Below are 25700 nucleotides of genomic sequence, written 5' to 3'. Positions count from 1 at the left end.
CCGGATCGCCCGGCCGCGCGGCGTTCACCACGCCCCCATCGGCTGGGCGTATCGCGGCGCCCGGGCCGGGGCACCCAGCCCGGCCGCGTGCGGCGGCTGCACCGGCGGCCGCGGCGACGAATCGTTGCATTCGGCGGCATCCAGGGCCAGCCGGTAGCCGCGCTTGACGACGGTCTGGATCGTCTTGGGGGCACCGAGCCCGGCCCGCAGCCGGGCGATCGCCGTCTCCACGGCATGGGTGTCGTCACCGCCGCCGGGCAGCGCCGCCAGCAGGTCCTCCCGGGACACCACCCGGCCGGGCTGCCGGGCGAGCGAACGCATCAGCGCCATCGGCGCGGGCGCCAGCTGCCGCACTTCCCCGTCCACGACGACGCAACCGCCGCGCACACTGATCTGGTGGCCGGCCGCATGAATCCGGTTCGCGCGCCGCGGCAGTTCCTCGGCGACATGGCGGGCCAGCGCACCCAGCCGGGCCCGGCCCGGCATGGTCGTAGGCACCCCGAGTTCCTCCAGCGGGGCCGCGGTGATCGGGCCCACGCACGCAGCCAGTACCCGCCCGCGCAGCGCCTGCAGCACCGTCTCCAGTAGACCGGTCTCCTTGGCCCGCATCAGCAGCGAGGCCACCGCGGGTGCGCTGGTGAAGGTGACACAGTCCAGGCTGCCGGAGATGATCGAGTCGATCATCTGGTCCATCGGCGCCCGGTCGGCCGGCGGCTCCCACCGGTACACCGGCACCGGAACCACATCGGCACCGGCGCAGCGCAGCACCTCGCAGAAATCCGGAACGGGTTCCCATTCGGTGGTCGCGCCGTGCAGCTGCACCGCGATCCGCACGCCCTCGACGCCCTCCGCGAGCAGGTGATCGAGCACCTCCGCCGACGATTCCGAGGCCGGCGACCATTCCTCGCGCAGCTCCGCCGCGCGGATGGCGCCCTTGGCCTTCGGCCCGCGGGCGAGGGTTCGGGTTCCGGCGAGGGTGTTGCGCAGGTCCTCGGCCAGGCCCCAACCCTCGGCCGCCTCCATCCAGCCGCGGAAGCCGATCCCGGTGGTCGCCACGGTGATCTGCGGCGGATCGGCGATCAGCTGTTCGGTCACCCGGGCCAGTTCGGTGTCGTCGGCGAGCGGGATGATCCGGATCGCCGGGGCGGAAACCACCGTTGCGCCGCGGCGCTGCAGGATGGTGGCGAATTCCTCGGCCCGCCGCGCGGCGGTGACACCGATGGTGAAACCGGCCAGGCAGGCGCCGATGTGGTCGGGAGTACTCGTGGGGTCAGTTCTCATGAATTCAGCCATCCGAGTCGAGAGCCGAAACCGGCTCGTTGCTGATCGCGACGATGCCGTCGGCGACGCGCACGCCGTAGACCGGTAGTGCCACCGAGTCGTCGTCCAGGCAGCGACCGTCGATCAGCGAGAACGGCTGCTTCAACAGTGGCGACGCCACGATCGGGACGCCACCGCGGTCACCGACGATGCCGCGGGACATGACCGCCGCCCGCCCGAACGGGTCGATATTGCCGACCGCGGCCAGGGTGCCGTCGGCCAGCAGGAACAACGCTGCCTGGCGGCCGCCGCGCAGCAGGACCGCGACACCGCGGCCGGGGATCAAATGGTCGAGCCGGCAGGCCTGCGTCCAGCCGGTGGCCGTCTCCGGGGTGATGCTGGGTGTATCGACAACGGTCATCGGTTCCTCCTCCGAACGCCTTACTCATTGGTACCGGCGCCCTGTTTCCGCTCGGTTAAGCCCCTATTTCTCATGCGTGCGCGTGGTGGATCCCACAGTGGCGGTCACGCTCCGCTACCGCCTCCGGGCATGGTGGGCACGCTGTGTCCGATGCGGCGCACCCACCACGCCCTCCGTGGTCACGCTCCGCTACCGCCTCCGGGCATGGTGGGCACGCCGAGCAACACCGGCACCTTGCGTTCCCCGCTGTCGTCGAAGTTGATGGTCGGATCGGCTTCGTCAGGGGCATTGACGAAGGACACGAACCGGGAGAGCTTCTCCTCATCCTCGAGCACCGCGGCCCATTCGTCGCGGTAACCCTCGACATGTTTGGCCATAGCGGCCTCCAGGTCGGCGGCGATGCCGAGGCTGTCGTCGCAGACGACGGCCTTCAGGTAGTCCATGCCGCCCTCCAGGGCCTCCTGCCAGGGCGCGGTGCGCTGCAGCCGGTCGGCGGTGCGGATGTAGAACATCAGGTACCGGTCGATGTACTTGATCAACGTCTCGTCGTCGAGCTCGCCGGCCAGCAGCACCGCATGCTTCGGGGTGAGGCCGCCGTTACCGCCGACGTAGAGGTTCCAGCCGTTCTCGGTGGCGATCACGCCGACGTCCTTGCCCCGCGCCTCGGCGCATTCGCGGGCGCAACCGGAGACGGCCAGCTTGAGCTTGTGCGGGGAACGCAGGCCCCGGTAGCGCTTCTCCAGCAGTACGGCCATCCCGACCGAATCTTGCTGGCCGTACCGGCACCAGGTGGAACCGACACAGCTCTTCACCGTGCGCAGCGACTTGCCGTAGGCGTGCCCGGATTCCATGCCGGCGTCGACCAGGCGCTGCCAGATCTGCGGCAGCTGCTCGACCCGGGCACCGAACATGTCGATCCGCTGCCCGCCGGTGACCTTGACGTAGAGCCCGAATTCCTTGGCCACCTCACCGATGGTGATCAGCTGCTCGGCGGTGACCTCACCGCCGGGCATCCGCGGCACCACCGAGTAGGTGCCGTTCTTCTGCAGGTTGGCCAGGAAGTGGTCGTTGGTGTCCTGCAGGGCGGCCTGTTCGCCGTCCAGGATGTGGTCGCTGGAGGTGGAGGCCAGGATCGAGGCGACGGTGGGCTTGCAGATGTCACAGCCCAGGCCGGTGCCGTACTTGGCGATCAGCTCGGAGAAGGTCCGGATTCCGGTCACCGCGACGATGTCGAACAGTTCGGCACGCGACTGCTCGAAGTGCTCGCACAGCGCCTTGGACATCTCCACACCGGACTGCTCGAGCAGCTTCTTGATCATCGGCACACAGCCACCACAGCTGGTGCCGGCGTTGGTGCAGCTCTTGACGCCTGCGATATCGCAGGCGCCGTCCTCGATGGCCCCGCAGATCGCGCCCTTGCTGACGTTGTTGCAGGAACAGATCTGCGCATCGTCGGGCAGCGCGTCGGCACCCAGTTCGGCACCGGCCGGTGAGATCAGCGCCGCGGGCTCGGCCGGCAGCGGGCTGCCGACCAGCGGGCGCAGTGCCGCGTACTGGCTGGCGTCGCCGACCAGGATGCCGCCCAGCAGGGTCTGGGCGTCGTCGGAGATGACCAGCTTGGCGTAGGTGCCCTTGGCGGCGTCGTGCAGCACCACCGACAGCGCACCGTCGGTGCTGCCGTGCGCATCGCCGAAGGAGGCGACGTCGACGCCCATCAGCTTCAGTTTGGTGGACATGTCCGCGCCCGGGAATTCGCCGCTGCCGCCGAGCAGCCGGTCGGCGACGATCTCGGCGGTGGTGTAGCCGGGAGCGACCAGGCCGTAGCAGACACCTTCCACGGCGGCGCATTCACCGATCGCGTAGATATCCGGGTCGGAGGTCTGCATGCCCAGGTCGGTGAGGATGCCACCGCGCTCGCCGACCGCCAGGCCCGCTTCCTTCGCCACCGCATCGTGCGGGCGGATACCGGCCGAGAAGACCACCAGCGAGGCCTCCAGCTCGGATTCGTCGGACAGGGTCAGCTTGACCTTGCCGCCGGTCTCGGTGACCTGTTCGATCTTCGCGGTGCCGACTCCGGTGTGCACGGTCAGGCCGATTTCGGTGACCAGCTTCTCCAGGATCGCGCCGCCGCCGTCGTCGACCTGGGCCGGCATCAGCCGGTTGTTGTATTCGACGACATGCGGGGTCATCCCCAGCTGCTGCAGCGCCTTGGCGGCCTCGAGGCCGAGCAGACCACCACCGATGACGACACCGTGCGCGCCCGGTCCCGCCGCCTCGGCCGCCGCCCGGATGCCGTCGAGGTCGTCGATGGTGCGGTAGACGAAGCATTCCGGCAGATCGTGGCCCGGTACCGGCGGGACGAACGCGTAGGAACCGGTCGCCATCACCAGCGCGTCGTAGCCGATCACCTCGCCGGAGCGGGTGGTGACGGTCTTCGCGGCGCGGTCGATGGTCTCACCGCGCTGGCCGAGCCGCAGGTCGACGAGGTCGTCGCCGTCGTAGCGGTTGCCGGGCAGGGCGAGCTGTTCGGAATCCCAGCTGCCCACATAGGACGACAGGCCGACCCGGTCGTAGGCGGGCAGGGCTTCCTCGGACAGCACGACGATCTGCCACTGGCCGGCTTCGTCCCGAGAGCGCAGTGCCTCGACGAAGCGGTGTCCGACCATCCCGTGGCCGACGACCACGACGGTCTTGCGATCGCTGGGTGCGACGGTGGGGTTCATTTCGATGACCTCCTGGAACGGTGCGGGCGTCAGGCGCCGGCCGACGGGCCGCGGTAGGACGACGGGCGGGAGGAGCGGGCTGCCTCCTCCGCCTCGAGGACGAAGCTCTCGGCTTCCACCACGACGTCGCTGTCGGCTGCGGTGGAATCGGAACGGCTGGAAGTGGCGCCGGCCGGGACGGCAGCGGTGGGCCGGCGCAGGAACACCAGGTAGGTGACCGAAGCGCAGATCACGTAGAAGGCGAGGAATACCCAGAATGCGGTGGTGGCCGACTGCGTGGTCGAGTACGAGGTCTTCAGCGCCATGTTGATACCGACGCCGCCGAGGGTGCCGGCCGCACCGACGAAGCCCATCAGTGCACCGGAGGTGTTACGCGACCAGGCGGCCTGTTCGGCCGGGGTCCCGGCGCGGCTCCTGGACTTGGCGTCGAACACCGACGGGATGATCTTGGTGACCGCCCCGTTGCCGAAGCCGGAGAGCAGGAACAGCGCGATGAAACCGGCGACCAGCAGGGCCATCACCCCACCGTCGGCGACCCCGCCGTTACGGTCGGCCAGCGAGCTGGCCGCGATCACCAGCCCCGCGGCGCCCATCATGGCGAAGAACGTCCCGACGGTGACCTTGCTGCCCCCGATCCGGTCGGCGAGCTTACCGCCGTAGGGGCGCGACAGCGATCCCAGCAGCGGGCCGAGGAAGGCGATCTGCGCCGCGTGCAGCGAAGCCTGGACCGCGGTGTCGCCACCGGCAGCGAAGCTGATCTTCAGGACCTGGGCGAAGGCGAAGCTGTAGCCGATGAACGAACCGAAGGTGCCGATGTAGAGGAAGGCGATCGCCCAGGACTGCGGGATCTTCAGCGCCTCCCGCATCGACGACATGTCGGCCTGCTGGTTCTTCAGGTTGTCCATGTACAGCGCGGCGCCGATGCCGGTCAGCACGATGAACACCAGGTAGACCAGGCAGATGATCGAGGCGTAGTCGGGGCCGAGGGTGGCCAGCACCAGCAGGCCGATCAGCTGGATCACCGGTACGCCGATGTTGCCGCCGCCGGCGTTGACCCCGAGCGCCCAGCCTTTGAGCCGCTGCGGATAGAAGGCGTTGATGTTGGTCATCGACGAGGCGAAGTTGCCGCCGCCGATACCCGCGAACGCCGCGATGATCAGGAAGGTGGTGTAGGAGGTGCCCGGCTGGTTGATGAAGTACAGCGCCAGCAGGGTGGGCACCAGCAGCATGGCGGCGCTGATGATGGTCCAGTTGCGCCCGCCGAACTTCGCGGTGGCCACGGTGTAGGGGATCCGCAGGAAGCCACCGGTCAGCGTGGACACCGCGACCAGGAAGAACTTGCCTCCGGCGTCGATGTGGAACTGGTCGTACGGCATGAACAGCACCATGACCGACCAGATGGACCAGACCGAGAAACCGACGTGCTCGGCGATGACCGACCAGATCAGGTTGCGCTTGGCGACATCCTTGCCACCGGCTTCCCAGGCCGCGACATCTTCGGCGTCCCAGTGCTCGATGTCGTGGTTTCGCTTCAGCGTGCTCAAGTAGGGCCTCCCAACAATGCGTTGGCCCTACGGTAGGAAATCGGTATTGCCGGAATGCTGCCGAAAATGTCGCGCGAATCAACGGTTTCTCACCCGGTCGCGAATATCGGCGTGAGATGTTTCGGGCATGTGACACGACGGTTTCCGCACATGTCGAAACGGCTGGATGCCCGAAGAGTCGGCGGTGAGATTCGGGTCGGGAGACAGCATTGCCCGGATCTCACCGCCGCGCAACTCGAGCGGAGAGAAATTCCGGCACCGGAGGCGACGGGAAGGCGGCCGGTCCTATTCGAGGGTGTCCTCGAGGGTCCGCGGCTTGCAGGCCTGCCAGGCACCCAGCAGCAGGACGCCGATCGCGACGGTGAGCATCCCGAACGGCGCGAGCCATTCGCCGGTGGCGGTGTGCAGCATGCCGAACAGCACCGGACCGATGCAGGCGACGGCGTAGCCGACGCCCTGGGTGAACCCGGACAGCGCCGCCGAACCCTGCGGGGTGCGGGTGCGGTAGTTGATCAGCGTCAGCGCCATCGGGAAGGTGCTCGGCCCGAGCCCCAGCAGCACCACCCACAGCACCGGCGCACTCATCGGCGCGAGCAGCAGGCCGGCGAAGGCGGTCAGGAACAGCGCCGCACAGCCCACCACCACCGGGAACGGATTGCGCAACCGGGAGACGATGCTGGGCGCGCTGAGCGCGGCCACCAGCCCGAGCAGCGAGAACAGGCCGACCATCGCGCCACCGAAGGTATCGCCGGCACCCGCGTCGGCGAACACGGCCGGCAGCCAGGCGAACAGGGAGTAGGTGATCAGTGAGGTCATCCCGAACATCCCGGCCATCCCCCAGGCCAGCGGCGACCGGGTGATCGGGCGGGCCGGCGCGGCGGCCGGCGCGGCCGCGACCTCGGGCTCCCCGCTCCGGGAGCCCGGCCGGTCACGGAGCACACCCAGCCAGGGCAGTGCCGCAGCGAAGCCGATCAATGCCCAGACACCGAGCGAGACCCGCCAGCCGTGGCTGTCGGCGAGCGGCACCGCGGTGAAAGCGGGCACCACCGTGCCCAGCTGGACCATCACGATGTAGAGCGAGCTGACCACCGCGAGCCGGTCCGGGAAATAGCGCTTGACCAGCGGCGGAATCACCACATTGCCGATGCCCATCCCCACCAGGGCCACCGCGGAGAAGCCCAGCAGCTCACCGGTGCCGGCGACGAAGGCGCGGGCCAGGATTCCGGTTCCGGCCAGCAGCATGGCGACCAGGGCGGTGGGCTCCAGGCCGATCCGGCGCACCAGCAGCGGGGTGAGCAGGCCGGACAGCGCGAACATCGCGGTCGGGATCATGCCGAACACGCCGATGACGGCCGTACCGTAGCCCAGTTCGGCACCGATGCGGTCGGCCAGCGGGCTGAAGGAGGTGACCGCGACGCGCAGCGTCAGTGCCGACAGCACGATCGCCGAGAGGACGAGCAGCCGCCCTTCCAGGCGGGCCCGGGCCGACATCGGCGGGTTGGCAGGCAGGCCGGTGCCGGCCGGAGCGCGGGTGGTTTCGGGGTCGGAGAGGGTCGCGGTCACCCGGAAATCATAGGATGACCCAATCATCTGGGCAATGGGATTGTGAGCAGCGGTACCCTGTTGCTCGTGCAACCCGTCCGGCGAACCAGCCTCATCGCCCAGGTCACCGAGCAGCTTCGGGCCGAAATCCGGTCCGGCCGTTGGCCTGTCGGCAGGCGAATCCCCACCGAACCCGAACTGACCGAGCTCACCGGCACCGGCCGCAACACCGTCCGGGAGGCGGTCCAAGCCCTGGTCCACGCCGGGATGCTGGAACGCCGCCAGGGCTCGGGCACCTATGTGATCGCCACCTCCGAGGTCGGCGGCACCCTGGCCAAATACTTCGCCGACGCGGAAGAGCGCGATGTGCTCGAACTGCGCCAGGCACTCGACACCACGGCCGCCGGCCTGGCCGCGCAGCGCCGCGACGACACCGATGTGGCCAATCTGCGCCGGCTGCTGGCCGAACGCAGCAACCGCCGCTGGGACATCCCCGATCCCGCCGCGATCGCGGCCGACGTCGAACTGCATCGGGCCGTGGTGGTCGCCAGCCACAACGCCGTATATCTGGAGTTCTACGATTCGCTGCTACCGGCGATCGAACATGTCATCCGGGCACGAACCAGCAAATCCGACGATTCCTATGACGCCGAACACACGGAATTGGTCCAGGCGGTGATCGACGGCGATCCAGAACGCGCCATGCAGGCCACCCGGTGTTTCCTCGGCTCCCTCATCGCAGAGTATCCCGACGCTCGCTGAAATCACCATCGGATTTTTTCCGTGTGAGGCGATTTTCCCTCGAACGTCATCGCGGGCCATCGGCAGGCAACAACCGGCTCATACGGTTGTCCCGACCGTAAGTCAGCGGTTCGACGCCCGTTCGACGAAGTGCATCCGCACCCGGAATCGACGGGCCGTACGGGCCAGATCGAGAGGAAGCCGATGACCGCAGCAGCTGCCACCGGCCAGCAGACCGAGACACCGGCCGATGCCCCGGCGTTCGAGTTCCGCAGACGCGGACGCTGGCTCACCGACTGGAGACCGGACGATCCGCAGTTCTGGGCGAACGGCGGCGAGAAGACCGCCAAGAAGAACCTGGCCTTCTCGGTGTTCGCCGAGAACCTCGGGTTCAGCGTGTGGGTCATCTGGGGCTCCATCGTCACCACCATGGGACTGGCCGGCTTCCCCTTCCTGGCGGGCCTCGGAGACGGCGACCCGGCCGCCATCAGCAACGCCCTGTTGCTCACCTCCACCCCGACCCTGGTCGGCGCCGCGCTGCGGGTGCCGTACACCTTCGCCATCCCCAAATGGGGCGGCCGGGCGTTCACCATGTTCAGCGCCGGCCTGCTGCTGGTACCCACCCTCGGCACCGCGTTCTTCGTGAATCAGCCGGACACTCCGATGTGGGTGTTCCTGCTGCTGGCCGCGCTCGCCGGTGTCGGTGGCGGCAACTTCTCGTCCTCGATGGCGAACATCTCGTTCTTCTTCCCGGAGGGCAAGAAGGGCACCGCGCTCGGGATCAACGCGGCCGGCGGTAACCTCGGCGTCTCGCAGACCCAGCTGATCGCACCGCTGATGATCACCGTCGGCACCGCCATCCTGGCCAAGGATCCGGCCGGGTACCGGCTCGGCATCACCCTGGCGGTGCTGGTGTGGGTGCCGTTCATCATCCTGGGTGTGCTCGGTGCGATGCGGTACATGGACAGCATTGCCAGCGCCAAGTCCGACGGGAAATCCTACAAGCTGGCCCTGACCAACCGGCACACCTGGATCGTGGCGTTCCTCTACATCGGCACGTTCGGTTCCTTCATCGGCTTCTCCTTCGCCTTCCCCACCCTGATCAAGGCCAACTTCCCCGAGCTCACCGAGATCGGCTGGATCACCGCGCTCGGCAACCTCGCCTTCCTCGGTGCGTTCGTCGGATCCTTCTCCCGCCCGTTCGGCGGCTGGCTGGCCGACAAGATCGGCAGCGGCGCCAAGATCACCACCTACGTGTTCGTTTCGATGGCCGGTGCGGTCGCGCTGATCATGGCGGCCCTGCAACTGCACAGCTTCCCGCTGTACCTGGTGACCTTCCTGGGCCTGTTCGTGCTCACCGGGGTCGGCAACGGCTCCTGCTACCGGATGATCCCGATGATCTTCGCCGCCGAAGGCAAGCAGGCCGCCGTCGCGAACGGCCTGGATGCGGCCCAGGCGGTCGAATCGGCCAAGCGGCAGGCCGGTGCGGCGATCGGCGTGATCGGTTCGGTCGGCGCCTTCGGCGGCTTCCTGCTGCAGCAGGCACTGCGGTTGTCCAATACCAACTTCGGCTCGATGACGCCGGCCTTCTGGGGCTACGCCGCGCTGTTCCTGGTGATGGCCGGGGCCACCTGGTGGTGCTACCTGCGGTCCAGCTTCGCGGTGTCGCGGGTCCCGTCGCTGGCCTACGCCAGCGTCTGATTCCCCTGCCCGGACGGCGCCGGGGCCGGATCGATCGGATCCGGCCCCGGCGCCGTTGCGATACCCGGCCGGTTCACAAGACCAGCCGGACCATATCCGCGGTACGGGCCAGCCCCGGGAACGCCTCCGGCGTGGACCGGGGATGCAGCGCGTGCACCGCCAGCCGGAACAGTAGCGCCCGCAACAGCATCTGCGGCCACTCCGGCAGCGACGCCCAGCGTTCCAGCAGACCGTCGTCGGCACCGCCCCAGGACAGGGCATCCACCACGATCACCCCGGCCGCCCAGGTCGCCGGCCGCCAATACGGAGTGATGTCGGTGAGTCCGGGGGTGTGCGGGCCGGCGAACAGCACGGTGCCGAACAGATCACCGTGCACCAGCTGGGCGGGGGCCTGCACCGCCCGGCGCAGCGTGGACAGCTGGCCGATCAATTCCAGGCTGCGCGCGGCATCGGGCGAGGCCGCCGAGGGCAGTCCGCCCGCCCGCAGGCTGCGCAACGGCATCGGCTCCCAGGCCGCCCGGTCCGCGGCCACGAACACATCCACATCCACCCACGGCGCCACCGGCGGCTGGGAAAGGAATCGCGGCCGTTCCAGCCGCGCCGTCGCCTGATGCAGCCGCAACGATACCGAGACCACCTCGTCGTGCCGGGCCTCCGGGGCGCCCTCCAGATAGGTGTCGGCACGCCACCCGGATACCACATACCGGCCGTCGGTCGCCCGCACCGGCCGCGCCAGCCGCAGCCCGTCCACCGTCAGCGTCTCCCGGACCTTCGCCGACCACGCGGCCCGCGCATGATCGGCCACCGGGCTGAGCACCACATCGCCCAGCCGCCAGCCGCCGTCCCAGTCCCCCAGCGACACCGGCGTCACTTCGCGCAGACCGAATGTGGCACGCACATGTTCGGGAGGTTCCACAGAAGTCACGGGGCGTACGTTATCGCGCACCCATCCGGGCGCCGGACACGCCGCGCCGGTCAGAGACGGGTTCGAGACCGCCCCGGGCCCCGCCGGGAAGGCCGGTGGGCCGTCCCGGGATCAGGGGGTCGGGTGCAGCGGAACGTGCTTCAGGCCGCCCCAGGCCAGTGCGACAGTGGTGTCCACGGCTTCGTCCTTCGGGATCGGCCGCGCCGCCTCCAGCCAGTAGCGGGCGGTGAACTGGCTGGCGCCGACCAGCCCGACGGCCAGGATCCGGGCCCGGTAGGGGTCCAGCCCGGAATCGTGCGCCACCAGGTCGTACACGGCGTCCACACAGGCCTCGGTGGCCTGCTCCACCCGGCGCTGCACCTGCGGTTCGCTGGTCAGGTCGGATTCGAAGACCAGCCGGAAGCCCTGCATCTCGTTGTCGACGAAGTCGAAGTACGCGGCCACCGCGGCCCGGACCCGCTGCCGGTTGTCGGTGGTGGACCGCAGCGCCTGCCGCACGCTGGCGACCAGCATGTCGACGTAGTTCTGCAGGACCGCCAGGTACAGCTCCAGCTTGCTCGTGAAGTGCTGGTACAGCACCGGCTTGCTGACCCCGGCCACCTGGGAGATCTCATCCATCCCGGCGGCGTGGTAACCCCGCTGCACGAACACCTCGCTGGCCGCGGCCAGCAGCTGCTGGCGGCGCTCATCCCGGGGAAGCCGGGTGCCGCGGCGGGCCGGAGCCTCGGTCGTCGATCTGCGGGACGTGATTCGGTCCACGAGGTCAGTCATTTCGGCTCTCTCGGTCGGTTCCACAGGACGCGGAGGTGTGCGCACAGGGTCCGGCCCACGATACCCGCAGGCCGGGTTTCCCGGTGGTTCACCCGCAAACTGTACTACCAGCCGGCTGGACCTCCCCGGGCGTTGCAATCCCATGACCGGGAAGTCGCCGAGAACCCGTGTGGGCGCTCGACGACCTCGGTGTGAGAATCTGATCAATGTGACCGACCGCCCGGGACGACCATTCGGCGGCGGGCGCGATGACGCTCGCCCCGGCACCGCCGACTCGATCGGTGCCGCATCGGCGGACTCGTCGGGCACCGCCGAGCCCTCGGCCACCGGCCCGAAAGAGCTCCAGGTCTACGACCCGCTGGGCCTGTACCAGCCCGCGAACCGATCCCGGCAGCCGTTGCGGGCCCGCTGGGATCCGACCGCCGGCGATGATCGTCCGCGGAGCCCGCGCCCGCCGCGCGATACCCGCAAGCAGAGCGCCCTGGGCCGGTTCGTGTCCACCTACGGCTGGCGGGCCTACGCACTGCCGGTCCTGGTCGCGGTGACCGTCTTCGTCGCCGTCGACGCGGTGCGCAGCACCGGCACCGCCGAGCCGCCCGCCCCGGGGTTCGGGGAGTTCAGCCCGGACGTCGCCGCGAGCGGCGTCATCGGCGCCCCGCCGGGTGACGGCGAATTCCCCGCCGACCTGCCGACCGGCATGCTGCCCGAGGGCGGCCCCTTCACCCGCACCGGTGAGGGCAGCTATCACGTCGTCCCGGGCGAATCGGAGGTCGGCGCCGGAGCCGACCGGATGTTCCGCTACACAGTCGAGATCGAGGACGGCGTCGACACCACCGGCTACGGCGGTGACGAGGCAGTGGCCCGGATGGTCGAGTCGACCCTGGCCAATCCCAAGAGCTGGGCACACGACCGGGCCTTCGGCTTCCGCCGGGTGGATTCCGGCGACCCGGATTTCCGGGTGACGCTCACCTCCCGGGACACCACCCGCGATGCGTGCGGTTTCGAGATCCCGATCGACTCGTCCTGCTACAACGCGGGCCTGGACCGGGTGGTGCTCTCCGAGGCCCGCTGGGTACGCGGCGCGCTGGCCTTCGACGGCGATATCGGCTCCTATCGGCAGTATCTGATCAACCACGAGATCGGCCATGCGATCGGCTACCACCAGCATCAACCGTGCGAGTCCGACGGCGGGCTGGCGCCGGTGATGATGCAGCAGACCTTCGGCACCGACAACGATGTGATCGCCGCCCTGGACCCGCACGGTGTGGTGCCGGAGGACGGTAAGAGCTGCCGGTTCAACCCCTGGCCGTACCCGCGTGGTTGAGCATGCGCGACCATGGAGGGGAAGAACGGCGCGGCCGGCAGTGTTGACCTGACACGAGATCGGCCAATCGATGCGAGGAGTTGAGGACGTGTCAGCAACAGGGTCGCTGCCGCCGCTGGTCGAGCCGGCGGCGGAGCTAACCCGGGACGAGGTCGCCCGCTACAGCCGGCATCTGATCATCCCCGATGTGGGTGTCGACGGTCAGAAGCGGCTGAAGAATGCGAAGATCCTGGTGATCGGGGCCGGTGGGCTCGGGTCGCCGGCGCTGCTGTACCTGGCGGCGGCGGGTGTCGGCACGCTGGGCATCGTGGAATTCGACGAGGTCGACGCCTCGAATCTGCAGCGCCAGGTCATCCACGGGCAATCCGATATCGGCAAGTCCAAGGCCGACAGCGCCCGCGAATCCATCCTGGAGATCAATTCGGGCATCGACGTGCGGCTGCACAAGTTCCGGCTGGAGCCGGACAATGCGGTGGAGCTGTTCGAGCAGTACGACCTGATCCTCGACGGTACCGACAACTTCGCCACCCGTTACCTGGTCAACGATGCGGCGGTGCTGGCGCACAAGCCGTACGTATGGGGCTCGATCTACCGTTTCGAGGGCCAGGCGTCGGTGTTCTGGGAGGACGCCCCCGACGGCCGCGGGCTCAACTATCGCGACCTGTACCCCGAGGCGCCGCCGCCCGGGATGGTGCCCTCCTGCGCCGAGGGCGGCGTGCTCGGCGTGCTGTGCGCCTCGATCGGCTCGATCATGGTGACCGAGGCGATCAAGCTGATCACCGGGATCGGCGACCCACTGCTGGGCCGGCTGATGGTGTACGACGCACTGGATATGACCTACCGGACGATCAAGCTGCGCCGGGACCCGGAGCGGCAGCCGATCACCGAGCTGATCGACTACGAAGCGTTCTGCGGCGTGGTCTCCGAGGAAGGGCAGGCCGCGGCGGCCGGGTCCACCATCACCGCGCGTGAGCTCAAGGAGCTGATCGACGGTGGTAAGGATGTCGAGATCATCGACGTGCGCGAACCGGTGGAATGGGACATCGTGCACATCGATGGCGCCCGGCTGATCCCGAAGGATCGGATCCTGTCCGGCGAAGCTCTCGCCGAGCTGCCGCAGAACAAGCCGATCGTGCTGCACTGCAAGACCGGTATCCGGTCCGCGGAGGCCCTCGCCGCACTCAAGCGCGCCGGTTTCGCCGACGCCACCCACCTGCAGGGCGGCGTGGTCGCCTGGGCCAACCAGATCGACCCGAGCCTGCCGGTGTACTGAGAAGAGACCGCAAAGGAATGCGGTCGACTGAGCAAGGACCCCGCACCGTTCAAGTGCGGGGTCCTTTTGCCGCAAATGAACCGCCCCTCCGCTCCCGACGCAACCCCGTCGGGAGCGAGTCTTACGAGCGACGACCAGGCCCGCCCCTCGAATCAGCCCTCGAAGCGCATGCGCCGAAGGCGCGAGTCTCGAGGGCTGATTCGAGGGGTTAATAGGGCCTGGTCCGCACCCGAGCGGAGCTCGGCCATCAGACACCGCCCGCACGCCGAGCGGAGCTCGGCCAATTACACAGCGGCGAAGCCGACTTTGCCGCCGGTCGGCGAGCCGATCTCCACATACGCGACCTTGGCGGCCTGGATCAGGAATTTGCGACCCTTCTCGTCGGCCAGCGCGACCACGCCGCTGGCACCGGTCAGCGCTTCGGACACCAACTCCTCGACCTCCGCCGGGGTCTGCGAGCTGTTGATCACGAGCTCACGCGGGCTATCCGAGATACCGATCTTGACCTCCACGGCCAACCTCCGAACGTAAAGAGTCCACTGCTGTCGCAGTCCAGGCTAATGGAGGTGCCCCCGGCGACGACCGGCACTACCTGCGCTGTGAGCGAACAACCGGATCACAGGCCCAGCCGGCTCATCCGTTCGGCATGGCTGGCCTGCATCCGGTCGAAAAGGGTCGCGATTCCGTTGAGGTCGCCGGTGGCGGTGAGGACCAGTTCGGCCAGCTCGTCGCGCTGGGCGATCACGTACTGTGCCTGGGTGATCGCCTCGCCGAGCAGGCGCCGGCCCCACAGGGTGAGCCGGTCGCGTTCCGAGCGGCTGGCCGCCACGGCGGTGCGCACCTCTTCGACGACGAACTGGGAGTGCCCGGTCTCGGCGAGGACGTCGCGGACCACTTCCCCGGCCTCGGCCGGTAGGACGCCCGCGATCTCGGAGTAGAAGTCGGCGGCCAGGCCGTCGCCGACATAGAACTTCACCATCGACTCCAGCCAGGTGGAGGGGTCGGTGGAGGCGTGGTAGGAGTCGAGCGCATCGCGGTACCGGCCCATCGCGGCCTCGATATCGACGCTCTGCTCGGCCAGTGCGGTCTCCAGGCGCTGGTAGTGGTCCAATTCGGCGGCCGCCATCTTGGCCACCGCGATCCGGCCGTGCAGCGACGGCGCCAGCGCCGCCTCCTCGGCCAGCCGGTAGAACGCCGACAGTTCGCCGTAGGCCAGTACGGCGAACAACTCGGTGACCCCGGGATGGTCCGCGGCGAGCACCGCGGTTTCGGAGGCGGACGGACTCGGCACGGCAGAGGTCTGAGCTCCCATGAAACCCAGCTTAGAGGTTGCCGCGGCGTGCGGCGCCGGACACCTCGCCGGGCCGGGACGCGACCCGGCGGTGTGGCCGGTCAGGCCCGCTCGGCGAGGAATTTGTCCAGATGCACCCAGGTCGTCTCCCGGGCGCCGGGCCCGGCGACGATGCCGAGGTGGCTGCCCGGCACGGTCTCGTACTGCACCGGGGCGGCGGTCAGGGTGCGCAGCCCGCCCGCGACCGCCTTCGCCGGCGCGATCACATCCGAGCTGCCGCCGATCAACAGCACCGGCGCGGTCACATCGGCCAGATCCACCCAGCGGTCGCGCAGCTGCAGCCCGCCGCGGCCGATGTCGTTGGCCAGCATCAAACGGCCCCACACCTGGCCGTAGAAGCGACCCGGATATCCGGGCATCGCCGCCATGAATCGGTCGATGGATTCCATCCGGGCAAGGGTTTCGGTGCGGGCGATATTTCCGACGACGAACAGCGGCCGGGTGAGTTCCCGGTCGAAGGACGCGATCCGATATCCGATCCGGGTGAGCGGGGCGGGAATACCGCCCGCGGCCCGCACGGCGGCGGTGGTGACCCGGCCACCGGTCAGTTTCGCGACGCTGCGCAATTGCGGGACACCGATCATCCGGTCGTAATCGAGCGGCGCCCCCAGACCGGTGATCGAGCGAATCGGCAGTTCGCGGTGGGCGGCCGCGGTGAGCAGTGCGAATACCCCGCCGATGGACCAGCCGATCAGGTCGACCGGGGCACCGCCGCGATCGGCGCTGGTGCGCAGAATCGCCTCGGGGATAATTTCGTCGATCCAGTCCTCGAAGCCCATCCCGCGGTCGGCGAATTCGATCTCGCCGTAATCGACCAGATAGGGCGCGCGGCCGGATTCGAGTAGATGCCGGGCCAGGCTCTGGTCCGGGCGCAGGTCGAAACAGGTGGCCGGCGCCGCCAGCGGTGGCACCAGCAGCACCGGCTCCGCGGCCGAGGCCGCACCGTCGTAGCGGCTCAGCACCCGGTGTGGCTCGTCGTACAGCACGGTCGACGGCGTGCGATCGGGCGATTCGATGCCGTCGCCGAAGGTCAGCGCCCACGCATTGCGCACGGCGGTGGTCACGGTCCCGGTGATACTCACGGCAGCCAGGATCTCATACCTGGTACTCGGAGTACCAGTGACCTCTCCTCGTTCTGCCCCGACCCCGGCAGTGACCTTCGCCACGCCGACCCCCTCCGACGCTTCGGCCAATTCGACTGCCCGGCACCACCTCCGAGGTGCGAGTTTCCGATGCCGGCGGATTCGGCACGACATTTTCCGCAACCGGAATTAGAGCGGGGAACAATATCACGCTACAATCACCGTGGACAACGATGATTTCGCCGGATCGGCAGCGCCGACACCGGGTGGTCCGACACCGTACCCGAGTACGCGAGACATCACCGGCGGCCGGGCAGATCCGGTGAACGAATCGCCGGCGTCCATGGAAATGTGCGCGCACCGAATCCGCAGAGCCCGTGCGCCGCGCCGAGGTCCACCGTGGTGGCCGCCGAAATTCGGTGGCCCGGTCGGCATCCGGCGCCGGCCGGGCGGAACGACACAGGCGGATGTGTGGTCGTCGCGGGCCGGCCGGCCCGCCCCACCTCGTGCGCGCGGTGCGATGACGAGGAAAGGCACGAGCCCTGAGCAAGATCACCGTTGAACCGGAACCCGGCGTGACCGATACGCTGATGACGGCCGAACTGGACGAAACCCATACCGCTCCGACATTCACGGAATTGGGTGTCCGCCCCGAAATTGTCCGAGCGCTCGGCGAGATCGGTATCGAGCGCACCTTCGCAATTCAGGAACTGACCCTGCCGCTGGCCCTGGGCGGCGAGGACCTGATCGGCCAGGCCCGCACCGGCATGGGCAAGACCTTCGGATTCGGTGTGCCGCTGCTGCACCGGATCGCCACCAGCGACAGTGGCACCACCCCGCTGGACGGCACCCCGCGCGCGCTGGTGATCGTGCCGACCCGGGAACTCTGCCTGCAGGTCACGCAGGACCTGGAGAACGCGAGCAAGTACCTGCGCAACCACCAGGGTCCGCTGCAGGTGACCTCGATCTACGGCGGCCGCCCCTACGAGACGCAGATCGAGGCGCTGCGCACCGGCGTCGACGTGGTGGTCGGTACCCCGGGCCGGCTGCTCGACCTGGCGAACCAGGGACATCTGATCCTCGGCAAGATCGGGGTACTGGTCCTCGACGAGGCCGACGAGATGCTCGATCTGGGCTTCCTGCCGGATATCGAGCGGATTCTCAACATGGTGCCCGACGCCCGCCAGACGATGCTCTTCTCGGCCACCATGCCGGGTCCGATCATCACCCTGGCCCGCACCTTCCTCACCCGGCCCACGCATATCCGGGCCGAGGAACCCAGTGATTCCGCGGTGCACGACCGCACCGAGCAGTTCGTCTACCGGGCGCATGCGCTGGACAAGAGCGAACTGATCGCCCGGGTGCTGCAGGCCGAGAGCCGCGGCGCGACCATGATCTTCACCCGCACCAAGCGCACCGCGCAGAAGGTCGCCGACGATCTGGCCGATCGCGGGTTCGCCGTCGGCGCCGTACACGGCGACCTGGGCCAGGTGGCCCGCGAGAAGGCGCTCGACAGGTTCCGCAAGGGCACCGTCGACGTGCTGGTCGCCACCGATGTCGCGGCCCGCGGCATCGACATCGACGACGTCACCCACGTGATCAACTACCAGTGCCCGGAGGACGAGAAGACCTACGTGCACCGGATCGGCCGGACCGGCCGCGCGGGCCGCACCGGTGTCGCGATCACCCTGATCGACTGGGACGAACTGCACCGCTGGGAACTGATCAATTCCGCGCTGGGGCTGGGAATTCCGGAGCCGGTGGAAACGTACTCGCGGTCCCCGCACCTGTACACCGAGCTCGGCATCCCGGAGGGCGTGAGCGGTGTGGTCCGCAAGCGCAGCCGCGCCCGTGACGACGACGCCCAGGTGGTGGAACGCCCCGCCCGCAGCCCGCGCACGCGCAAACGGCGCCGCACCCGCGGCGGCAAGCCGGTGGACGCCACCGCCGATCGGGCGACAGAATCGACCGGCGGCACCGAAACCGAGGCCGGTTCGCCCGAAGGCAGCACCGGTACCGAGTCGGCCGAGCAGCCGGCCCGTCGCCGGCGCCGGCGACGCAAGCCGACCGGGACCCCCGAAAACGGCTCCGCCGCGGAAACCTCGGCCGACGAACCGGCCGGGACCGGCCCCGCCGCGGCACCGGCCGCCGACGAAGACGATCCCGCCGGCGCCCGCCCGGCCCGCCGGCGCCGCCGGCGCCGCAAGCCCGCCGCCGACTCCGCGACCGCCGACGCCGGCGCGTCCGCCGAGCCGGCTCCCGCGGACGCATAACCGGCACTCCCCTACGTACGCTGCCCCGTGCACCGCATGCTGCGGTGCACGGGGCAGCGTGCTGTACAGCCGTAGGTTGTCGTCAGATCGGGCAGGGTACGGCGTCGGTTGCGATATTGAGGGTGCACTTGATGACACCCGCGCCGAGGTCGATGACCTCGGTGACCAGCCCGCCGCCGAACTCCTCGGCCTTCTCGGCCTGCTCGTTCTTCGGTTCCTCGTGGGTGGCCGGCGCATCGGTGCCGGGACCGTCGAACGGGTAGCTGGGTGAGTCGATGCCGGGTGCGGGTGGTTCGGCCGAAACAGCGCCGACGGGCAGCAGCGCTGCGGCGGCGACGGCCAGGACGGCGATCCCGGTGCGTGGCGACACGATGCATCACATCCTCGATCGAACGGACGATTTCGGACGCGGATGACAAATCGACCGCGTCGTCCGGAAATTCGCTGCGGATGCCCGGTCCGGATGGGTGTCCCCGCGGGTGTGCGTACGAAACGGTGCAAGCACCCGCTCCCGCGCCCCACGGAGACCGGGCGGTGTCGGCGGCCCCGGCGCGCGAGCGCTGCGCAATCACGACGTGACGGACCTCCAGGCAATCCGGGTCACCCGGCGACGACATCGCCGAGTGCGGATCATGCAGTGACCGGAGCGACAACGGCCTCGGTGGCGCGGACCAGGTCTGCCGGGGCCAGCTCGATCTCCAGACCACGCTTCCCGGCGCTGCACAGGATCCGGTCCCAGTTCAGCGCCGAGGAGTCGACCACGGTACGCAACCGTTTGCGCTGCCCCAGCGGGGAGACACCACCCAGGACGTAACCGGTGCTGCGTTCGGCCCGGGCCCGGTCGGCCATGGTCGCCTTCGGCGCGGCCAGCGCGGCCGCGGCGGCCTTCAGCGACAGTTTCGCCGGGACCGGCAATACGGCGACGGCCAGGCTGCCCGTGGACAGCTCCACGACGAGAGTCTTGAAGATCTGTTCCGCGGTCACCCCCAGATCCGCGCCGAGCGCGTCGACGGCCTCCGCACCATAGGAATCCGCACGCGGATCATGCGGATAACTGTGCACTCGGTGCGCGATGCCCGCAGTCTGCAGCGCCTTGATCGCCGGGGTAGATGCCGATGCCATGCGGACACGCTAGCCAGGTGGGTACCGATCGGGACAGTGGATATCCGCCTCCGGCCCACCGGGAACAGGCAGCACCCGATCGGACTGTCCCCCGAGGGCCTCTCGGGACGCCGGCAGGCCCTACCGCCTCCGGCCCACCGGGAACAGTCCGTACCCCGATCGGGTTGTAGCGAGAGCACGGCCACGTCAGCGATATCGAAGGAGGAGCCGGTGACCGTACTGCTCGAGGAACGTCCGGTGGCCTCCGGTGCCGCAACCGCGGCACCCGCGCCATCGGACCGGCGATTCCGTCGCCGTCCCACCGAGCCGGTAGCCTCGACGGGAACGGCTACCGAAGGGATTGGTGTGACGAGCGACGAGGACGCGGGAAGCGGCGGGTCCGGCACCGTGGCCGACGATGCCGAGCTGGCGGCCCGGTTCGAGCGCGATGCGCTGCCGCTGCTGGACCAGCTCTACGGCGCGGCGCTGCGGATGACCAGGAACCCGGCCGATGCCGAGGACCTGGTGCAGGAGACCTATGTCAAGGCGTTCCAGGGATTCAAGTCCTTCAAGGAAGGCACCAACCTGCGTGCCTGGCTGTACCGCATCCTGACCAACACCTACATCAACTCCTATCGCAAGAAGCAGCGCCAGCCGGCCCAGTATCCGACCGACGAGATCACCGACTGGCAGCTGGCCGCCACCGCCGAGCACTCCTCTCAGGGGCTGCGTTCGGCCGAGGTCGAGGCCCTGGATGCACTGCCGGACGACGAGATCAAGGCCGCACTGCAACAGCTGCCGGAGGAGTTCCGGATGGCGGTGTACTACGCCGATGTCGAAGGCTTCCCGTACAAGGAAATCGCCGACATCATGGGCACCCCGATCGGTACCGTGATGTCCCGGCTGCACCGCGGCCGCAAACAGTTGAAGGGTCTGCTCGCCGATGTGGCGCGGGACCGTGGATTCGATCGTGGGGCACGCCAGGAGGTCCAGCAGTGAGTGAGCGCGACCCCGACATGGAGATGGACTGCACGGCCGTCCTGGCCGATGTGTGGCTGATGCTCGACGGCGAATGCGATGAGGCCACCCGGGCCCGGCTGCAGGAGCATATGGACCACTGCAGCCCTTGTATCGAGGCCTATGGCATCGAGGAGAAGATCAAGAGCCTGCTCAGCCGCAAATGCGGCGGCGAGCACGCCCCGGACAGCCTGCGGGAACGGCTCACCATGGAGATCCGCCGCTCGGTGACGGTCACCCGGATCGAGCGCACCGACGGCTGACCGGCGTCGGCCACCGCAACAGCACAGTCCCGAAACGACAGCAGCACGCCCAGTCACCGAGGTGAGGGCGTGCTGCTGTCGTTTGTGCCGACGGGCTGCCGTCGGCAGCGCTCAGGCGTTGGGCCGCTTGCCGTGGTTGGCGGCGTTGCCCTTACGGCTGCGCTTCTTGCGTCCTCGCTTACCCATGGGTCTGCTCCCTTCTGCGGGTTCTCCCCACCTGCATGGGGAGCACAATCTGGTCGTCGGCCATTGTTCCATGTGTGGTTGGCTGTAGCTCCGGCGCATGCGTGATACAGCCGGATGCGTAATGACAGCCGGATGCGGTACGACGGACGAGGAGCAGGGTGTCATGCCTGAGGAAGTGCGCGCGGAGATGGTGTCGACCGTGCTGACGGTCGATGTGGCGGTCGGTCAGCAGGTCGAGATGGACCAGGCGCTGGTATTGCTGGAATCGATGAAGATGGAGATCCCGGTGCTGGCCGAGACCGCCGGTGAGGTCACCGAGGTGGCGGTGGCACCGGGGCAGGTGCTGCAGCAGGGCGATCTGATCGCCGTGATCTCGTAGCGCAGACGGAACCTGATCGAAAACGGTGGTGGATCGAAAGCAGCGGTGGATCTGACGTGGCAACACTGAGCGAGCTCCTGGCCGAGCACACCGACCTCCCGGGCGTGGCCGTCGATCATCTGCAGCGGGTGGTGGGTGATTGGCAGTTGCTGGCCGATCTGTCCTTCGCCGATCTGCTGCTGTGGGTCGGCGCGGGACCGGTGGCAGACGGTGCGGATGTGGTCTGCGTGGCGCAGATCCGGCCCACCACGGCACCGACCGTGCACCCCGAGGACGAGGTGGGCTCGACCGCGTCCCGGGCCGAGTACCCGCAGGTGTTCGATGCCCTGTGCCGCGGCGAGGTGGTGCGTACCGATACCGAGGTGGATGTGGACGGCGTCTACCACCCGCACCCCGGAGTCGCGATCCGGGAGGCCATTCCGGTGCGGTGCGGCGACGATGTGATCGCGGTGCTGAGCCGTGACACCGATGTACAGCGGTCCAAGGTGCGCAGCAGCCTGGAGACCGCGTACGTGGCCTGTGCCGATGATCTGTGCCAGATGATCGCCGACGGCACCTTCCCGACACCGGAGGACCGCGCGGCGACCCATTCCAGCCCCCGGGCCGGTGACGGCTTCATCCGTCTCGACACCGACGGCGCCGTCGTCTACGCCAGCCCGAACGCGGTATCGGCCTATCACCGGATGGGCCTGCAGGCCGATCTGCTGGGCCAGGACCTGGCGGTCACCACCCGTTCCCTGATCACCGATCCGTTCGACGCTCAGGAAGTGGTCGCCGATATCCAGGCCGCCCTGGCCGGCCGGACCGGCCGGCGAATGGAGGTCGAGGCCCGCGGCGCGACCGTGCTGCTGCGGACGCTGGTGTTGCGCCCGAAGGGTGAGCTGGCCGGCCCGGCCGTGCTGGTGCGCGATGTCACCGAGGTCAAGCGCCGCGACCGGGCGCTGCTGAGCAAGGACGCCACGATCCGGGAGATCCACCACCGGGTGAAGAACAACCTGCAGACCGTGGCCGCGCTGCTGCGCCTGCAGGCTCGCCGGACCGAGAATTCCGAGGCGCGCGGCGCCCTCACCGAATCGGTCCGCCGGGTCACCTCGATCGCCTCGGTGCACGAGATGTTGTCGATGTCGGTGGACGAACAGGTCGATCTCGACGAAGTGGTGGATCGGCTGCTGCCGATCATGGCCGATGTGGCCACCGTGCACACCGCCCGGATCCAGGTGCGGCGGGCCGGATCGCTCGGGGTGTTCTCCGCGGAGCGGGCGACACCGCTGGTGATGGTGCTGACCGAACTGGTCCAGAACGCCATCGAGCACGCCTTCGATGCCGGTCAGCAGGGCACCGTCACCATCCGCTCGGAACGATCGGCCCGCTGGCTCGACGTCATCATCAGCGATGACGGCCGGGGGCTGCCGGAGGGCTTCAGCCTGTCCGGTTCCGATCGGTTGGGGCTGCAGATCGTGCGCACCCTGGTGACGGCCGAACTGGGCGGTTCCATCGGATTGCATCCCGGGGCGGATATCGGGACCGATGCGGTGCTGCGTGTTCCGCTCGGGCGGCGCAACGCGCGCTGAGCGGCGCGCCGAGGCACGAAAAAACCCGGCACCGCGGGTGCCGGGTTCGGGCTGTGTTACCGAGGGCCGCGCGCGGCGGCCCGGGTAACACCGCGGAGTGCGTCAGACTCCGGTGCGAGTGCGGGTGCGCGCGTTGCGACGCTTGAGCGCACGCCGCTCGTCCTCGCTCATACCGCCCCAGACGCCGGCGTCCTGTCCGGAACTCAGGGCCCACGACAGGCAATCGGCGGTGACGGGGCAGCGGGCGCAGACCAGCTTGGCATCGGCGATCTGCGCGAGCGCAGGACCACTGTTACCCACCGGGAAGAACAGCTCGGGGTCCTCATCGCGACAGATGGCCTTGTGGCGCCAGTCCATTCCTCTGCTCCTTTGCTGGGCACCCCGAAGGGCACCGATCGTTGGTGGCTCGTTCACTTGTGCGACTCGAATGTTTCCGCACGGTTGCTTGTGAATGCTTTCACGAACACCGTAGATGTCAATAGGTATCCGGTGCACCGTGGGGAAGCTCACGCTCTGAAGGGCCCCGGGAGGGGGACCTGCTCGGTCCTTTCTACTCGCTCTCCCCGGTTTTTGCAGCGCAACACGGATTTTTTCATCCGTGTTCGCTGATCAGGACGGCTTGGGAGCCACCACATCCAGCACTCCGGGTACCGCTGTGAAATCCACCATGTTGCGTTTGCCGAGGAAGTCGCCATCGATTTGCAGGCCGATCGGCGTATCCGACTCGATCCGCACCGAAGATGTGTCGTCCGTGCGAAACAAATTGCGCGACTTGGGATCTCCGTCGGCGGCCAGGAGCTGGCGGGCCAGTCGCGCGGTGGTGGTCAATGACATCGAGCGGACCGCGAACACCCCGAGTCCGGTCTCGAAGCAGGTGCCCGGATTGGTGCGAATGGGGCGATCTTCCAGATAGGTCCAGGGGCTGGAATTCGTGATGAAGGCGTAATGCACCGAGTCCACCGGATCATGTCCGGGAACTTCTACCCGTACGGTTGGTTCTTTTCTCCGGGCGCGGAAGAACTGCCGCACCGTGGTCGCCAGATAGCGGGCCGGGGTCGCGGTGCGGCCCTTCGCGCGGGCGGCGTCGATGGCCTCGCACACGTCCGCGTCCAGGCCGACACCCGCGCTGAAGGTGAACCAGCGATCGTCGGCGACGCCGAGCCCGATCCGCCGATCCGCATCCAGGCCGAGCAGATCGATCAGCTGGTTGGTTGCGGTCACCGGTTCCGGGGAGATGCCGAGCGCCCGGGCGAAGACGTTCGCCGAACCACCCGGGATGACGCCGAGCCGGGGCAGCCAGACCTGGTCGTCACCCACCTGGGGCAGCGGCAGGAACCCGTTGATCGTCTCGTTCACCGTCCCGTCGCCGCCGTGCACCACGATCAGGTCCATGCCCTGGGTGGACGCCCACTGCGCCAGCTCGGCCGCATGACCGCGATGCTGGGTGTGCGCCACGGTCAGCTGGGTGCGGCTCTCCAGCGCATGCGCGAGCAGATCCCGGGTGGCCGGGGTGGTCGAGGTGGCATTCGGATTGACGATCAGCAACGTCCGCACCCGACCGAGCCTATCCGGCCCGGCCGCGGGACGGCTTCCAGCGTGCGGCCGCCGACGGCGGCGCGCCCCGAACCCGGCACGGCCCAAGCGCGACGCCGCAGTCCCATCCGGCGCATCCGTGTCCGGTTCGCCGTTCGCCGCGTCATCGTCGCCGATACCACGCGGTAGCGGCCGTGCCGGGCGACGAGCCGAGCCCGGATGCATCCGGCCGGACGCCGACATCGGGCCTTGTAGGCTGGGCGAGTGGCAGAGCTGGGCAAGTCGGACATCGAGAGCGGCGCGCAGGGCGAGCGGGTGCCCGCGACGATCCGCGCGGCCGGTGCCCTGGTCGCGCTCGAGGGCGCCGCCGGGGTCATCACGGCGATCGTGTTGATCGTGCGCGGACTGACGGGCAGCGACCAGTCGGTGGCCAGCGGCTACGGCACCGCCGCCTGGTTCGGTTTCTTCGGCGGTGCGGTACTGGCCGCGGGCATCGCCCTGCTGGCCGGTCGGCGCTGGGGGCGTGCGATCGCATTGATCGCCCAGGTGCTGCTGCTTCCGGTCACCTGGGCATTGCTCACCGATTCACATCAGCCCGCATTCGGCATCCTGCTCGGCGTCGTCGTACTCGGTGCACTGGTGGCGCTGTTCCTGCCGGCATCCACGCACTGGCTGGCCCAGGAATACGGCGACCCCGACGGCGACTGAACCGGCGGCAC

General features: G+C 68.8%; 25 protein-coding genes. 10 read left to right on the top strand and 15 right to left on the bottom strand.

Annotated elements, in window-relative coordinates; all coding sequences use genetic code 11:
• Nucleotides 1-24: 24 nt before the first annotated feature.
• The 5 genes from AC1HFH_RS07110 to AC1HFH_RS07090 all read right to left on the bottom strand — a co-directional run bounded on the left by AC1HFH_RS07110 (nucleotide 25) and on the right by AC1HFH_RS07090 (nucleotide 7511).
• Nucleotides 25-1281, bottom strand: a complete 1257-nt coding sequence (locus AC1HFH_RS07110) for a uroporphyrinogen-III synthase (protein ID WP_480246635.1) — start codon at nucleotides 1279-1281, stop codon at nucleotides 25-27.
• Between the two features lie 4 nt (nucleotides 1282-1285).
• Nucleotides 1286-1681: a nitrite reductase small subunit NirD gene (nirD, locus tag AC1HFH_RS07105; protein WP_480246634.1), complete on the bottom strand. Its 396-nt coding sequence runs from the start codon at nucleotides 1679-1681 to the stop codon at nucleotides 1286-1288.
• Between the two features lie 179 nt (nucleotides 1682-1860).
• Nucleotides 1861-4404: a nitrite reductase large subunit NirB gene (nirB, locus tag AC1HFH_RS07100; protein ID WP_480246633.1), complete on the bottom strand. Its 2544-nt coding sequence runs from the start codon at nucleotides 4402-4404 to the stop codon at nucleotides 1861-1863.
• A 29-nt stretch (nucleotides 4405-4433) separates the two neighbouring features.
• A complete protein-coding gene (locus AC1HFH_RS07095; protein WP_480246632.1) occupies nucleotides 4434-5948 on the bottom strand; it encodes a nitrate/nitrite transporter in 1515 nt (504 codons plus the stop codon).
• A gap of 285 nt (nucleotides 5949-6233) precedes the next feature.
• A complete protein-coding gene (locus tag AC1HFH_RS07090) occupies nucleotides 6234-7511 on the bottom strand; it encodes an MFS transporter (RefSeq protein ID WP_480246631.1) in 1278 nt (425 codons plus the stop codon).
• A 66-nt stretch (nucleotides 7512-7577) separates the two neighbouring features.
• Between AC1HFH_RS07090 and AC1HFH_RS07085 the strand changes: the two genes are divergently transcribed.
• Together AC1HFH_RS07085 and AC1HFH_RS07080 are read left to right on the top strand one after the other, a co-directional pair.
• A complete protein-coding gene (locus AC1HFH_RS07085; protein ID WP_480246630.1) occupies nucleotides 7578-8252 on the top strand; it encodes a FadR/GntR family transcriptional regulator in 675 nt (224 codons plus the stop codon).
• A gap of 183 nt (nucleotides 8253-8435) precedes the next feature.
• Nucleotides 8436-9932, top strand: a complete 1497-nt coding sequence (locus AC1HFH_RS07080) for an MFS transporter (protein WP_480246629.1) — start codon at nucleotides 8436-8438, stop codon at nucleotides 9930-9932.
• Nucleotides 9933-10005: 73 nt separating this feature from the next.
• On the opposite strand, the gene AC1HFH_RS07075 is transcribed toward AC1HFH_RS07080, so the two are convergent.
• Nucleotides 10006-10857: a TIGR02569 family protein gene (locus AC1HFH_RS07075; RefSeq protein ID WP_480246628.1), complete on the bottom strand. Its 852-nt coding sequence runs from the start codon at nucleotides 10855-10857 to the stop codon at nucleotides 10006-10008.
• A gap of 111 nt (nucleotides 10858-10968) precedes the next feature.
• Nucleotides 10969-11628, bottom strand: coding sequence for an HTH-type transcriptional activator FasR (gene fasR, locus AC1HFH_RS07070; protein ID WP_480246627.1), 660 nt, complete (start codon nucleotides 11626-11628; stop codon nucleotides 10969-10971).
• Nucleotides 11629-11836: 208 nt separating this feature from the next.
• Here fasR and AC1HFH_RS07065 point away from each other — a divergent pair, with 208 nt between their 5' ends.
• Nucleotides 11837-12952 carry a DUF3152 domain-containing protein gene (locus AC1HFH_RS07065; protein ID WP_480246626.1) on the top strand — a complete coding sequence of 372 codons (1116 nt, stop codon included), beginning with the start codon at nucleotides 11837-11839 and terminating at the stop codon, nucleotides 12950-12952.
• 88 nt (nucleotides 12953-13040) lie between these two features.
• Nucleotides 13041-14225 (top strand): adenylyltransferase/sulfurtransferase MoeZ, encoded by a 1185-nt coding sequence (gene moeZ / locus AC1HFH_RS07060; RefSeq protein WP_480246625.1) that lies wholly within the window; start codon nucleotides 13041-13043, stop codon nucleotides 14223-14225.
• Nucleotides 14226-14509: 284 nt separating this feature from the next.
• Here the strand turns inward: moeZ and AC1HFH_RS07055 are convergent, their stop codons facing one another.
• From AC1HFH_RS07055 to AC1HFH_RS07045, 3 genes are all read right to left on the bottom strand, one after another.
• Nucleotides 14510-14737 carry a DUF3107 domain-containing protein gene (locus tag AC1HFH_RS07055; protein ID WP_480246624.1) on the bottom strand — a complete coding sequence of 76 codons (228 nt, stop codon included), beginning with the start codon at nucleotides 14735-14737 and terminating at the stop codon, nucleotides 14510-14512.
• 104 nt (nucleotides 14738-14841) lie between these two features.
• Nucleotides 14842-15537 carry a ferritin-like fold-containing protein gene (locus AC1HFH_RS07050; RefSeq protein WP_480246623.1) on the bottom strand — a complete coding sequence of 232 codons (696 nt, stop codon included), beginning with the start codon at nucleotides 15535-15537 and terminating at the stop codon, nucleotides 14842-14844.
• Between the two features lie 80 nt (nucleotides 15538-15617).
• Entirely contained in the window at nucleotides 15618-16658 is a 1041-nt protein-coding gene (locus AC1HFH_RS07045; RefSeq protein WP_480246622.1) for an alpha/beta hydrolase, read from the bottom strand.
• Between the two features lie 590 nt (nucleotides 16659-17248).
• Here AC1HFH_RS07045 and AC1HFH_RS07040 point away from each other — a divergent pair.
• A complete protein-coding gene (locus tag AC1HFH_RS07040) occupies nucleotides 17249-18931 on the top strand; it encodes a DEAD/DEAH box helicase (RefSeq protein ID WP_480247750.1) in 1683 nt (560 codons plus the stop codon).
• Nucleotides 18932-19013: 82 nt separating this feature from the next.
• Here the strand turns inward: AC1HFH_RS07040 and AC1HFH_RS07035 are convergent, their stop codons facing one another.
• Together AC1HFH_RS07035 and ybaK are read right to left on the bottom strand one after the other, a co-directional pair.
• Nucleotides 19014-19301, bottom strand: coding sequence for a hypothetical protein (locus AC1HFH_RS07035; RefSeq protein WP_480246621.1), 288 nt, complete (start codon nucleotides 19299-19301; stop codon nucleotides 19014-19016).
• Nucleotides 19302-19561: 260 nt separating this feature from the next.
• Nucleotides 19562-20053 (bottom strand): Cys-tRNA(Pro) deacylase, encoded by a 492-nt coding sequence (ybaK, locus tag AC1HFH_RS07030; RefSeq protein WP_480246620.1) that lies wholly within the window; start codon nucleotides 20051-20053, stop codon nucleotides 19562-19564.
• Between the two features lie 345 nt (nucleotides 20054-20398).
• Here ybaK and AC1HFH_RS07025 point away from each other — a divergent pair, with 345 nt between their 5' ends.
• A complete protein-coding gene (locus AC1HFH_RS07025; RefSeq protein WP_480246619.1) occupies nucleotides 20399-21031 on the top strand; it encodes a sigma-70 family RNA polymerase sigma factor in 633 nt (210 codons plus the stop codon).
• On the top strand, nucleotides 21028-21312 hold the full coding sequence (rsrA, locus tag AC1HFH_RS07020; RefSeq protein ID WP_480246618.1) for a mycothiol system anti-sigma-R factor: 285 nt from the start codon (nucleotides 21028-21030) through the stop codon (nucleotides 21310-21312). The genes AC1HFH_RS07025 and rsrA overlap by 4 nt, the downstream gene beginning before the upstream one ends.
• A 111-nt stretch (nucleotides 21313-21423) precedes the next feature.
• Here rsrA and AC1HFH_RS07015 read toward each other — a convergent pair whose 3' ends face one another.
• The gene (locus AC1HFH_RS07015; protein WP_022597109.1) at nucleotides 21424-21498 is read right to left on the bottom strand and encodes a 50S ribosomal protein bL37; all 75 of its coding nucleotides are present in this window, start codon (nucleotides 21496-21498) and stop codon (nucleotides 21424-21426) included.
• 163 nt (nucleotides 21499-21661) lie between these two features.
• Between AC1HFH_RS07015 and AC1HFH_RS07010 the strand changes: the two genes are divergently transcribed.
• Together AC1HFH_RS07010 and AC1HFH_RS07005 are read left to right on the top strand one after the other, a co-directional pair.
• The gene (locus tag AC1HFH_RS07010) at nucleotides 21662-21877 is read left to right on the top strand and encodes a biotin/lipoyl-binding carrier protein (RefSeq protein ID WP_480246617.1); all 216 of its coding nucleotides are present in this window, start codon (nucleotides 21662-21664) and stop codon (nucleotides 21875-21877) included.
• 56 nt (nucleotides 21878-21933) lie between these two features.
• The gene (locus AC1HFH_RS07005; protein WP_480246616.1) at nucleotides 21934-23448 is read left to right on the top strand and encodes a sensor histidine kinase; all 1515 of its coding nucleotides are present in this window, start codon (nucleotides 21934-21936) and stop codon (nucleotides 23446-23448) included.
• Between the two features lie 102 nt (nucleotides 23449-23550).
• Here the strand turns inward: AC1HFH_RS07005 and AC1HFH_RS07000 are convergent, their stop codons facing one another.
• Together AC1HFH_RS07000 and AC1HFH_RS06995 are read right to left on the bottom strand one after the other, a co-directional pair.
• Complete coding sequence (locus AC1HFH_RS07000; RefSeq protein WP_480246615.1) at nucleotides 23551-23805, bottom strand: WhiB family transcriptional regulator; 255 nt, start codon at nucleotides 23803-23805, stop codon at nucleotides 23551-23553.
• 252 nt (nucleotides 23806-24057) lie between these two features.
• Complete coding sequence (locus AC1HFH_RS06995) at nucleotides 24058-25002, bottom strand: diacylglycerol/lipid kinase family protein (protein WP_480246614.1); 945 nt, start codon at nucleotides 25000-25002, stop codon at nucleotides 24058-24060.
• A 243-nt stretch (nucleotides 25003-25245) separates the two neighbouring features.
• On the opposite strand from AC1HFH_RS06995, the gene AC1HFH_RS06990 reads away from it, so the two are divergent.
• Nucleotides 25246-25689, top strand: a complete 444-nt coding sequence (locus AC1HFH_RS06990; protein ID WP_480246613.1) for a hypothetical protein — start codon at nucleotides 25246-25248, stop codon at nucleotides 25687-25689.
• Nucleotides 25690-25700: the final 11 nt, after the last annotated feature.

It is taken from the genome of Nocardia sp. KT25-26 (assembly GCF_056627695.1).
Note: the sequence above shows the minus strand (reverse complement) of the source record. Positions and strands in the feature narration are given on the sequence as shown.

Bases quoted from the DNA above. Each gene is read 5' to 3' on its own strand.
- AC1HFH_RS07050 (WP_480246623.1), bottom strand. From the start codon at position 15,537: ATGGGAGCTCAGACCTCTGCCGTGCCGAGTCCGTCCGCCTCCGAAACC.
- AC1HFH_RS07110 (WP_480246635.1), bottom strand. From the start codon at position 1,281: ATGAGAACTGACCCCACGAGTACTCCCGACCACATCGGCGCCTGCCTG.
- AC1HFH_RS07010 (WP_480246617.1), top strand. From the start codon at position 21,662: ATGCCTGAGGAAGTGCGCGCGGAGATGGTGTCGACCGTGCTGACGGTC.
- ybaK (WP_480246620.1), bottom strand. From the start codon at position 20,053: ATGGCATCGGCATCTACCCCGGCGATCAAGGCGCTGCAGACTGCGGGC.
- AC1HFH_RS07040 (WP_480247750.1), top strand. From the start codon at position 17,249: ATGACGGCCGAACTGGACGAAACCCATACCGCTCCGACATTCACGGAA.
- fasR (WP_480246627.1), bottom strand. From the start codon at position 11,628: ATGACTGACCTCGTGGACCGAATCACGTCCCGCAGATCGACGACCGAG.
- AC1HFH_RS07080 (WP_480246629.1), top strand. From the start codon at position 8,436: ATGACCGCAGCAGCTGCCACCGGCCAGCAGACCGAGACACCGGCCGAT.
- nirD (WP_480246634.1), bottom strand. From the start codon at position 1,681: ATGACCGTTGTCGATACACCCAGCATCACCCCGGAGACGGCCACCGGC.
- nirB (WP_480246633.1), bottom strand. From the start codon at position 4,404: ATGAACCCCACCGTCGCACCCAGCGATCGCAAGACCGTCGTGGTCGTC.
- AC1HFH_RS07000 (WP_480246615.1), bottom strand. From the start codon at position 23,805: ATGGACTGGCGCCACAAGGCCATCTGTCGCGATGAGGACCCCGAGCTG.